Raw genomic sequence first — 10,933 nt, 5'->3', positions numbered from 1 at the left:
AGACAGAAGGGGGCCGCGAACACGCCGCGCCGCAGGCGCGGCAAATCAACGCAGCCGCAACACATGGCGGCCGATGGCGTACTTGTGCACCTCGGTTGGGCCGTCGTAAAGCCGGAAGGCGCGCATGTCCCGGAAGATCATTTCGACGACCGTCTCATCGCTGATGCCGATGCCGCCCAGCACCTGTACACAGCGGTCGGCGACCTTGAACAGCTCCTCGGAGACGTATGCCTTCGCGATCGAGCTCTCGTGCCTGGCCTTCTCGCCCTGGTCCATCAGCCAGCAGGCATGCCAGATGGTGAGGCGGCACTGGTGCAGTGCGATCTCGTTATCGGCCAGCATGAACGAAACGCCCTCGTGCTCGCCGATCGGTTTGCCGAAGGCGGTGCGGGTCCTGGCGTATTCGACAGCGATGGACTGTGCGCGTTCGGCCGCGCCGAGCCAGCGCATGCAGTGGGTGAGCCGGGCCGGGGCCAGGCGCAGCTGGGCGTACCGCAGTGCCTGACCGGTTTCGCCGAGCAGCGCGTCCTTGGGCAGCACCAGATTCTCGAAGCGCACCACGCCGTGACCGCCGACGTAGTTGCGGTCCATGGTGTTCATGGTGCGTTCGATCACGATGCCGGGCTGGTCGCCTTCGGTCAGGAACAGTGTCGGGCCGTCGGGCACATGCGGGTTCGGTGCGACGCGCGCCATGATGATCCAGGTCTTCGCGCCGTCCGCGCCGGTGATGAGCCATTTGCGGCCGTTGATGGTGAAGTTCTCGCCGTCGAAGACGGCCTCGGTGGCCAGCTGATTCGGGTCCGAACCCGCGCCGTCCGGTTCGGTCATCGCGAAGACGGTGCGCCGATGTCCGGCGACGGCGGGTGCGAGGTGGCGCTCGACCTGATCCGGGTTGGCGATCTTGGAGAGCAGGAACATATTGCCCTCGTCGGGCGCGGCGCAGTTCATGGCGACCGGGCCCAGGGTGGACCAGCCCGACGCCTCATAGATCACGGCTTGCTCGATATGGGTGAGGCCGCGGCCGCCGAGGGCTTCCGGGGCCTGCACTGTCAGCAGCTTTTCCGCGCGGGCCAGTTCGATGAGTTCCTGGCGCAACTCGTCGGTGGGGCCGTGCGAGGTGAGTCGCGGATCGCGCTCGAAGGGGATGATCTTGTCGATGACGAACTGGCGGACCCGGTCGCGTTCGGCGGCGAGTTCGGCGGGAATCGTGAAGTCGATCATTGGTCACCATTCGTTAGATGGGGCGCGTGGGTCGAGCATACGAAACCGGGGGCATCCGACTGAAGGCGACTGCCATCAAATGTGGTCCATGGCTGGCTAGAGCCTGGCTGACCTGCGCTGATAGCCGATGTCAGCGCGGTTCGATCAGGTGTCAGCGCGCTGTCAGCGCGGCGGGAGATCGTTCGGTCATTCGAGGAGCCACTCGACGAAAAACCCGATGAGGAGAACCGCCATGATGACCGTCGCAGCCGTCGCCCAACTGCTGATCGCCCTCGCCTTCGTCAGCATTCCGCTGGTGCGCCACCGCTACGGAGCCGCCGCCCAGGCCGCCGCCGATGCCGAGCTGGCCCGTCAGGGTGTGCGCCCCGGCGTCCTCGCGGAGAACGGTATGCGGTTCGACGCGGGTGGCCACGAGACCTGGGCCCCGGTCGGGATCGCACTGGTGATGACCGCGATGGCCGTGCTGAATCTGGCGGGCAACGACTGGGGTCGGACACTGTCCTGGGTCTTCCAGGTGCTGGTGCTGCTCGGCAATGTCGCGATCCTGTACAGCAACCTGACGGCCGCCAAGAGCGTCCAGGCCGCCTTCGCCCGCAAGCGTGACCCGGAACTGGCTCGCATCGATGTCCAGCGCTTCCTCGACGTAGCCGAAGCCGCCTTCCCCCGCTGGGTGACCCCGTACCTGCAGAACCTGCGCCACGTCATCGTCTTCGCCGGTTCGATCGTGGTCTTGATCGCTCTGTTCACGGTCTGATCGACCGCCTACCGGCCAGGTGCTCGCCAAGCGCGGGCACCTGGCCCGCACGCTGTGCCGGTAGCCGTGCGCGGCACGCATGACCCTGCCGGTTATTCCGTGCGCGGCGAGCGATAGGTGCGCGGCACCGGCCTCGGGTTGGTGAGCCGGTGTCAGCGGGCGCGGGCAGCCTGACGGCGTCGGGGACCGAGAATCCGACAGACCAGGTAGATCAGGAACGAGATGGTGGTGACGAAGGTGGAGACCGGAACGCCGGGTGCGAGCGACAACAGGATGCCGCCTACCGCGGCCGTTTCCGCGAACACCACCGCGAGCACGGTGGCGCGCACCGGATTCGCGGTCAGCTGCGCCGCCGCGGCCGCGGGCGTGATGAGCAGGGCGAGCACAAGCAGCGCGCCCACGATCTGCACACCGAAGGCCGCGGTAATGCCGAGCATGACCGCGAACACCACCGAAAGCGCCCGCACCGGAACCCCGCGGGCGAGTGCGACTTCGGGATCCGAGCTCGCGAAAAGCAGCGGCCGGTACACCACCGCGAGTACGGCGAGCACCAAAACGGTGCAGGTCAGCAGTAGTGCCAGCCCGTTGTAGCCGACGCTGACCACCTGACCGGTCAGCAGCGAGAATTTCGATCCGGCGCGTTCGGGACCGAGCCACAGGAACAGCACCGAGAGTCCGAGTCCGAACGACAGCACCACCGCGATCACCGAATCGCGTTCTCTGGCTTTGGTACCGAGCAGACCGAACAGCACCGCCGCCACCACAGAGCCGACGATCGCGCCCAGCCCGACCCCGATTCCGGCGAGCAGCGCGGCGGCCGCACCGGTCAGCGAGAGCTCGCTGGTGCCGTGCACCGCGAACGACATCTGCCTGCTGATGATCAGCGGCCCGATCACACCGGCCAGCAGTCCGAGCAGCGCGGCCGCGAGTACCGCCTGCTGTACGAAGGAATACGAGAGCAGGTCCGCGGTGGTGGTGAAGTCGAACATCTTCGAGACGACATCGGAGAGCTTGTCGTTCACGAACGGACCCCGGCCGATTCGGGCAGCTCATCGGCAAGCGTTGCGCAGTGCTGGGCACCGGCCGCACCGAGCGCGTCCATGGTGTCGCCGGTGCCGACGACGACCAGCCGCCCGCGCACCCGCAGCACATCGACCTCGGTCTGGTACAGCTCCGAGAGCACCGCCGAGGTCATCACCTCGTCCGGTGTACCGATCCGGAACTTCCCGTCGACCAGATACAGCACCCGATCCACCAGCGGCAGAATGGGATTGATCTCGTGCGTCACGAAAAGCACTGCGGTGTCATGGGTCCGCCTGCGTCGATCGATCAGTTCCGAAACCAACCGCTGATTCGCCAGATCGAGGCTCAGCAGCGGTTCATCACAGAGCAGCACCTTGGGATCGCCGACCAACGCCTGTGCGACCCGCAGCCGCTGCTGTTCGCCGCCGGACATGGATTCCAATGGCGCATAAGCGAATTTCTCCGCGCCCACATCGGCGATGGCCGCACGGACCTTGCGCTTGCGGTCGGCGCGCCGCCGCAGTCCGAGGCCCCAGCGGTGCCCGTCGACGCCGAGTCCGACCAGGTCGACCCCGCGCAGCTGCACACCGGCATCGATCGTCTTCTGTTGCGGCACATAGCCGATATCGGGATTGCCCGCCCGTGCGGGCCCACCCGCGATTTCGGCGGTGCCGGAGCTGAGCGCGAGCTGACCGAGCAGCACCTTCAGCAGCGAGGTCTTGCCGGATCCGTTCGGCCCGAGAACCGCGACGAATTCACCAGGCGCGATCTCGAGATCCAGTCCTTGCCAAAGCTTGCGTTCGCCGAAGGAAAGGCTGGCGGAATCGAGTTTTACAGCGGCTGAGCGGGTATCGGACCGCCGCTCCACCTTGTCGGTGTCTTCGGTGGTCAGCGTGGCTCCCAATGTCATGCGATCTCGATCAGGCCAGCGCCGCGGCCAGGGCTTGGGCGTTCTTGGTCTGCCACTGAATGTAATCCACACCGTCGGGCAGCGTTTCGGTCACCTCGACGATGGGTAGGCCATTCGACTGCGCGAGCGCCCGCAAATCCTTGGTGATCTTGTCCTCGGTCTGGATGTTGTAGATCAGCGCGCGAACCTTCTTACCGGTCAGCAGATCCTGGGTGGCGGCGACGGCGGCGGGTGCCGGATCGGTCTCCTGCTCGATCGCCTCCTGGAATTCGTGCGGGGTCAGATCCTGGGTTCCGGCGGCGACCAGCAGGTAGTGCGCCAGTGGTTCGGTCTGCAGCACCGGGGTCTTCGGGTGCTCGCCCGCGATCTTGGTGGCGGCGGCGGTGATCGCGGTCAGCTGGCTCTTGAATGCGGCGGCGCGGTCGGCGTAGGCGGTGGCGTGGACGGAGTCGATCTCGCCGAGGGCGCTCGCGATCCGGTCGGCGACCGTGCTCACCGTGCCGATGTCGTAGAAGACGTGCTCGTTCTCGTCGCTCTTGTCGGTGCGGGATTCGAATGCGTCGACGGTGGGCTTGTCCTTGCCCTGGATCGCCTTCTCGATGAACTCGTCGTAGCCGCCGCCATTGAAGACGACCAGATCGGCATCGCTGATCTTGGCCGACTCCACGGCCGAGGTTTCGTGCGAATGCGGATCGGCGGCGGGATCGGTGATCAGCGCGGTCACCGAGGCATCCGGGCCCGCGATGGTTGCCGCGATATTGCCCCAGACATTGGTGGACGCGACGACGCTCGGCTTATCCGAATCCTTCGAACTACCGCATGCGGTGAGCGCCAGAGCGGTGGCTACCCCCACGGCGATACCGGCGAATCTGATGGCAATCCGTGTGCTCACGCGCGGGGTACTCCTGGCAGTACGGCAGATCTGAGCGTGCTCTAGATCATAATGGAAATCGTTACCATTTGAACTGTAGCAGGAGGCCCCTGTTCGGCACGAGTCGATGTTTGCCGCGTCACTTCGACCCCGGATACGGGCCGGGCCCGCGAACCGATCGGTTCGCGGGCCCGGAACTGGGTAGCGGTCGACTCAGACGAACGCTTCGACCGGCTTACCCAACAGCTGTGCACAGCGCAGCAGGCCGAGATGGCTGTATGCCTGTGGATGGTTGCCGAGTGAGCGTTCGGCGACCGGGTCGTACTCCTCGCTGAGCAGACCAGTCGGTCCGGCGACATCGACCAGCTGCGCGAAGAGAGCCTCGGCGTCCGAGCGCTTACCGATCAGCAGATACGCCTCGACCAACCAGGCCGCGCACAGGTGGAAGCCACCCTCGCCGCCGGGCAGGCCGTCGTCGTGGTGGTAGCGGTACACCGTCGAGCCGCTGCGCAGCTCCGCCTCGGTGGCGACGACCGTCGCGGCGAAACGCGGATCCGACGGGTCGATCAGTCCGCTGAGGCCGATGTGCAGGGTGGCCGCGTCCAGATCGGTGCCGTCGTAGGCGGCGGTGTAGGACTGGACATCGTCGTTCCAGCCCTTGGACTTCACTTCGTCGGCGATGGTGTCGCGCAACGTGATCCAGAGCGGATCGATCTGACGCTGGAACCGCTGCGCGAGGGTGATCGCCCGGTCCACGGTCAGCCAGCCCATCACCTTCGAGTACACGTGGTGGCGCGGGTTGCCGCGGATCTCCCAGATGCCGTGGTCGGGTTCCTGCCAGCGCCGCTGCACCGCGGAGACCATGGCGTGCACCAGTTCCCAGTCGGCGTCCGGCAGCGACTTGTCCGGGTCGGTCAGCCCCTTCGCCTCGCGACCGTGCGCCAGCGATGCGATGAGATCGACGATCGGACCGAAAACATCCAGCTGCACTTGCATATTCGCGGCGTTGCCGACGCGGACCGGACGCGAACCCGCATAGCCGGGCAGCTGATCGATCGATGCCTCGGGCGGCAGGGTTTCGCCGTAGAGCGTGTACAGCGGGTGCAGGCGTTCCGGACCGGGCAGCGTCTCCAGGACCCGGTGCACCCAGCCGAGGAACTCCTCGGCCTCGGTCAGCGAGCCGAGCGAAACCAGCGCCTGTGCGGTCAGTGAGGCATCGCGCAGCCAGCAGTAGCGGTAGTCCCAGTTGCGTACGCCGCCAATGTCTTCCGGCAGCGAAGTAGTGGCGGCGGCCAGGATCGAACCCGACGGCGCGTGCACCAGTCCGCGCAGGGTGAGAGCCGAACGCTTCATCAGATCCGGTTTCAACGGCGGCAGTTGCAATTTGGCCGCCCACTTGGACCAGTAGTCCTCGGCATCCCTGCGCCGCTCCGGTTCGCTGACCATGGCGGGCGCGAGATCCTGCGTGCCGCAGCGCATTTCCAGCACGATCGGGCCGCGGGACGGATCGACGACGGCGCGCGCGGAGCTGTGCATGCCGTCGGAGTGGATCTGCCAGTGCACACCGGGCGAGCGCAGCACCATCGGATCGTTAGTGCCGACTACGCGCAGTCCGTTCGATTCGATTTCGATGCTGACCGGCACCTGACCGAATTCCGGTCGGGGCGCGAAGGTTACGACGGCCTTCGCATCGCCGGTGATCACCCGGGTCAGGTCGGTGCGGGTGGGGGCCACATCGTGCGGCAGGTAGTCCACCACTTGCAGTTTGGCCCAGCGGGTTTCGACGGTCATGGTGCCGTCGATGTAGCGCTGCGACAGCGGCAGGCCGGGACGTTCCGGCTCGATGGTGAAGTGTCCGGCCTGCGGTCCGCCGAGCAGATGGGCGAAGACCGCGGCCGAATCGGGCTCGGGGTGGCAGAACCAGGTGACGGTCGCGTCGGGTGTGAGCAGCGCCACCGAGCGCGGACTGGCCAGCATGCTCAGCCGCTCGATGCGCGGCGCGCTCGCCCCCGCCAACCAGGTGCGCCTTTCCTCGAGCAGGAAGGCCAGCGCCCAGGACACCGCCTCGGTGGTGTCGACCCGGTATTTGGCCAGGCTCTCGCCGTCACCGACCTTGATGCCGACATCCGGGCCGGACAGCATGCGGAAGGCCTTCTCGTCGGTGACGTCGTCGCCGAAGAACACCGCGGCCGACGCGCCCTCCTGATGACGGACGGTGTCGAGCGCGACGCCCTTGTCCGTCTGGATCACCGCGAGCTCGATAACCGATTTACCCTCGGTCACCTGCACGCCGACCCAGCAGGCCGCACCCTGGCGCACCGCTTTGAGTGCGCGCAGCCCGATTTCCGGACTCGCATTGCGCACATGCAGCGCGACGCTGGCCGGTTTGATCTCGACGCTGGCGCCGGGATTTTCCGCGGCGATCTGCGTCAGACTGGTCTGGACTTCGACCAGCAGTTGTTTGGCGTCATTGTCGATGGCGTGCACGAAACCCACATCGAATTCCGAACCATGACTACCGATAAGTTGCACCTCGACCGGAAGTCGCGACAATGCCGCGAGATCTCGCAGGGCACGGCCGGAGATCACGGCGGCGGTCGTTCCGGTGAGACCGGCAAGCGCTCGTAGCGCGCTTACCGATTCCCGATGTGGAAAAGCTTTTGCCGGGTCGGACACGATGGGTGCGATCGTCCCGTCGTAGTCCGATGCGACCAAAAGCCGTGGCACGCGCGCGACCGTCGACAGTGCACGGCGAAGTTCCAGTGGCAGATCCTGTGCGCTCACGCATCCAACCTAGTGATCGGAGGAGTTTTTTCAGGGGCACGCGTGACAATACTGTGTTGAATTTGCCGCACCGAAGCGCGCCGCCTGGCGTGCGCTGTGTTGTCGGCCGCGCGGGCGCGGCGTGTTCGCGGCCCCCTGATGTCTCGCGTCCGAGCCGTCGAGACTCGCGACTTCGTCGCATGCGCTTCGACGACTCGGACGCCAAACGGGCCGCGAACTCCTCGCTCGTAAGACTCGCTCCGTGCGGGTCGGCTACGCGGTTATGTGACCAATACTACGCAGTGCCCAGCAGCCGCTGATGACGAATTTTCCTGGTGTGTGCCAATTGTCGAGCCAAAGGTTTGCTAGTTGTTGTCGCCGTTGCCGAGCAGTAGATCCACGGTGAGTTCCAGTCGCTCGGTCACATCGGTGGCCGAGGCGCGTCTGGTCAGCCAGGCGACCAGATTCGACAGCCAGACATCGCTGATGACCCGCGCGATCGCCAACTGGCGTTCGGTGGGCTCGCCGTCGTTCATCGCCCTGGCGAATACCCGGTCCATCACCTTGCCGACCCGGTCGACCTCCGCGGCGGCCGAGGCGTCGGCGAACATGAACGCGCGCGTCATCGCCTCGGTGAGCAAGGGGTCGCGCTGCATCATCCGGGTGATCTGGGTCAGCAGCAGATGCATGCGCTCGTTCGGCGTCTGGCCGGCAAGTGGTTTGCGTTTGCCCTCGATCTGCTCGAATTCCCGCGACAGCGCGGAAACGAGCAGATGCACCTTGGACGGGAAATACCGGTACAGCGTGCCGACCGCCACGTCGGCGCGTTCGGCCACCGCGCGCATCTGCACCGCGTCGTAACCACCCTTGGAAGCCAGTGCGAGCGTCGCGTCCAGAATTCGCTTACGCCGTTCCCGCTGCGCGGCCGAGCTGAGCTCGTCCTCGCTCAGCGTCGTGACCGTCGCGGTGGCCGATGCTTGCCCGGCCGCATTCGAATCGGCTGGCTGCGATCGGGAGGGACTGGCCATTGATGAGAGTCCTTTCCTGCATTCCGGCAACGGGCATCGGTCGTCTCTTGACTTCCGCCCAGCTAGGATATTAGAACATGTTCTAGGTGTGGGAGTCACGCCGGAAAGGCGGTACGGACTGTGACCATCGCCACCACTGACGAGCATAAAGCCGTTCAGGAGTCGATGCGCGGATGGGCCGGATCGGTACGTCCTATTGCAACAATGCGGGACGAGCCGACGGACTTCTGGCGCGCATATTGGCCCGGGTTGGCGGACTTCGGAATTTTCCGGGTCGCCATTGCCGAAGCGGCAGGCGGCCACGGTGGATCGGTCGCCGACCTGGCGGTATTGGTCGAGCAGGCGGCGCACGATCTGGTCGGTGGGCCGGTGCTGTCCACCGCATTGGCGAACCTGGTCACCGCGGGCGCGCTCGCCGAGGATATGCCGTGCGGTGTTGCGCTCGACTTCGTTGTCGGGGACGTGGTGAGGGTACCGGTCGCATCCGATGAGTTGTTGCTCACGGGTGTCTGGGAATCGGTGCTCGGCGCTGCGCCGGGTACTTCGGTGCTGTTGCCGGTGCAGGCGCTGGATGGGTTGCGCTGGTGCGTGATCGGGCCCGATGCCGAGGGTCTGCGCATCGAGGCGCTGGCACCCGCTGACCCGAGTACGCCACTGGCGCGTGTGCACTGCGCCGAGGTGCGAGTGCCCGCGGACCGGGTGTTCGAGTCGCCGCATGCGGTGGAAGATCTTCTCGCGGTACTGGTTTCAGCCGAGCTCGCCGGTGTGGCGGGCTGGTGTCTGGAGACCGCCGTCGAATACGCCAAGGTGCGTGAGCAATTCGGGCGCAAGATCGGCTCTTTCCAAGCGCTCAAACACATTTGCGCGTGGATGCTCTGCCGGGCCGAGCTGATCCGTTCCGTCGCGGCAGATGCCGCGGCCGCGGTCGACGAGGGCGGTGCGGAACTGCCCATCGCGGCCGCCATCGCCGCCGCGATCTCGCTGGACGCCGCGGTCGAGACCGCCAAGGACTGCATTCAGGTGCTCGGTGGCATAGGTTTCACCTGGGAGCACGACGCGCACTTCTACCTGCGCCGGGCCACCGCACTGCGGCAGCTGCTCGGCGGATCGGCGCGCTGGCGGGCCAGGGTCACGGAGCTGACCCGGGCTGGGCAGCGCCGGACCACCGGTGCGGACCGGGTCTTCGCCTCTGCGGCGCGAGCGACGGCCCCGGAGGAGGCAGCGCAGCGTTACCACGGAGGGGCCCGGGAGCGCCGCGAATCGAACACAGCTGGCGTCGAGGTGGGCGACAGCAATGCGAACGAGCTGGCCGCCGAGGTGGCCGCGATCGCCGCGCTGCCTGCCGATCAGCGGCGCAATGCGCTGGTCGACGCCGGGCTCGTCATGCCGCACTGGCCCGCACCGTACGGGCGTGGTGCGAATCCCATGACAGGACTGGTGATTTCGGAGGAACTGCGGCGCGCGGGACTGGAGTCGCCGGATCTGACGATCGGCGGCTGGGCCATTCCGACCCTGCTGCAGCACGGCACCCAGGAGCAGATCGACCGCTTCGCGTGGCCGACGCTGCGCGGCGAGGTGGTCTGGTGTCAGCTGTTCAGTGAGCCGGAGGCAGGTTCGGATCTGGCCGCGCTGCGCACCACCGCCAAGAAGGTCGACGGCGGCTGGGTGCTGCGCGGACAGAAGGTGTGGACGTCGCTGGGCGACCGGGCGAACTGGGCGATCTGCCTGGCCCGGACCGATCCGGACGCACCGAAGCACCGCGGTATCAGCTACTTCCTCGTCGATATGCGCAGCGCCGGACTCGAGGTGCGTCCGCTGGTGCAGATCACCGGGGAGGCGCGGTTCAGCGAGGTCTTCCTCGATGACGTCTTCGTGCCCGACGACGGTCTGGTCGGCGCGTTGAACAACGGCTGGAAGATCGCCCGCTCGACCTTGTCGACCGAACGAGTCGCCATGGGCGGCAACGGGATCGGGCCGGTGCTGGAGGAGCTCATCGCCAAACTGCCCGCCACCGGGCCGGGCGCGGAGCTATTGAACGATCGGCTCGGCGGCTTCGTCGCCGATGCGATCGCTGGACTATTGCTGGAACAGCGTGCCGCGGTTCGGATGCTGGCGGGCGGTGATCCGGGAGCGCAGAGCAGTGTGCGCAAGCTCGTCGGTGTCCGGCACCGCCAGGCAGTGGCCGAATTCGCGGTGGAAACGGCAGGTCCAACCGGTGCGCAGGACTCAGAGGTGGTAAAAGAGTTCCTGCTCACGCGCTGTTTGTCGATCGCTGGTGGAACCGAGCAGATTCTGTTGACCGTGGCTGGTGAGCGAATCCTCGGACTGCCTCGCGACACCGACAGCTAGTAGACCAACCAACT

The 10,933-nt window shown here is 66.4% G+C and carries 8 protein-coding genes; 2 read left to right on the top strand and 6 right to left on the bottom strand.

What is annotated here, in order from left to right; genetic code table 11:
• Window positions 1–45 precede the first annotated feature (45 nt).
• A complete protein-coding gene (locus tag NP3_RS17950) occupies window positions 46–1,221 on the bottom strand; it encodes an acyl-CoA dehydrogenase family protein (protein ID WP_063042749.1) in 1,176 nt (391 codons plus the stop codon).
• 232 nt (window positions 1,222–1,453) lie between these two features.
• Here NP3_RS17950 and NP3_RS17945 point away from each other — a divergent pair, with 232 nt between their 5' ends.
• Window positions 1,454–1,975, top strand: coding sequence for a hypothetical protein (locus NP3_RS17945; protein WP_063042748.1), 522 nt, complete (start codon window positions 1,454–1,456; stop codon window positions 1,973–1,975).
• A gap of 152 nt (window positions 1,976–2,127) precedes the next feature.
• Here the strand turns inward: NP3_RS17945 and NP3_RS17940 are convergent, their stop codons facing one another.
• From NP3_RS17940 to kstR, 5 genes are all read right to left on the bottom strand, one after another.
• On the bottom strand, window positions 2,128–2,964 hold the full coding sequence (locus tag NP3_RS17940) for a metal ABC transporter permease (protein WP_373864764.1): 837 nt from the start codon (window positions 2,962–2,964) through the stop codon (window positions 2,128–2,130).
• A gap of 29 nt (window positions 2,965–2,993) precedes the next feature.
• Window positions 2,994–3,908 (bottom strand): metal ABC transporter ATP-binding protein, encoded by a 915-nt coding sequence (locus NP3_RS17935; RefSeq protein ID WP_063042746.1) that lies wholly within the window; start codon window positions 3,906–3,908, stop codon window positions 2,994–2,996.
• A 10-nt stretch (window positions 3,909–3,918) separates the two neighbouring features.
• The gene (locus NP3_RS17930) at window positions 3,919–4,800 is read right to left on the bottom strand and encodes a metal ABC transporter solute-binding protein, Zn/Mn family (protein WP_063042745.1); all 882 of its coding nucleotides are present in this window, start codon (window positions 4,798–4,800) and stop codon (window positions 3,919–3,921) included.
• A gap of 192 nt (window positions 4,801–4,992) precedes the next feature.
• On the bottom strand, window positions 4,993–7,563 hold the full coding sequence (otsB, locus tag NP3_RS17925) for a trehalose-phosphatase (RefSeq protein WP_063042744.1): 2,571 nt from the start codon (window positions 7,561–7,563) through the stop codon (window positions 4,993–4,995).
• Between the two features lie 344 nt (window positions 7,564–7,907).
• The gene (gene kstR, locus NP3_RS17920) at window positions 7,908–8,570 is read right to left on the bottom strand and encodes a cholesterol catabolism transcriptional regulator KstR (RefSeq protein WP_063042743.1); all 663 of its coding nucleotides are present in this window, start codon (window positions 8,568–8,570) and stop codon (window positions 7,908–7,910) included.
• A gap of 120 nt (window positions 8,571–8,690) precedes the next feature.
• Here kstR and NP3_RS17915 point away from each other — a divergent pair, with 120 nt between their 5' ends.
• The gene (locus NP3_RS17915; RefSeq protein WP_063042742.1) at window positions 8,691–10,919 is read left to right on the top strand and encodes an acyl-CoA dehydrogenase family protein; all 2,229 of its coding nucleotides are present in this window, start codon (window positions 8,691–8,693) and stop codon (window positions 10,917–10,919) included.
• Window positions 10,920–10,933 lie beyond the last annotated feature (14 nt).

It is taken from the genome of Nocardia pseudovaccinii NBRC 100343 (assembly GCF_001613225.1).
Lineage (GTDB): Bacteria > Actinomycetota > Actinomycetes > Mycobacteriales > Mycobacteriaceae > Nocardia > Nocardia pseudovaccinii.
This window is presented reverse-complemented; position numbering and strand designations above follow the sequence as displayed.

Excerpts from the sequence above, each read along its gene's own strand:
- NP3_RS17950 (WP_063042749.1), bottom strand. The coding sequence starts at position 1,221 with ATGATCGACTTCACGATTCCCGCCGAACTCGCCGCCGAACGCGACCGG.
- NP3_RS17945 (WP_063042748.1), top strand. The coding sequence starts at position 1,454 with ATGATGACCGTCGCAGCCGTCGCCCAACTGCTGATCGCCCTCGCCTTC.
- NP3_RS17940 (WP_373864764.1), bottom strand. The coding sequence starts at position 2,964 with ATGTTCGACTTCACCACCACCGCGGACCTGCTCTCGTATTCCTTCGTA.
- NP3_RS17935 (WP_063042746.1), bottom strand. The coding sequence starts at position 3,908 with ATGACATTGGGAGCCACGCTGACCACCGAAGACACCGACAAGGTGGAG.
- kstR (WP_063042743.1), bottom strand. The coding sequence starts at position 8,570 with ATGGCCAGTCCCTCCCGATCGCAGCCAGCCGATTCGAATGCGGCCGGG.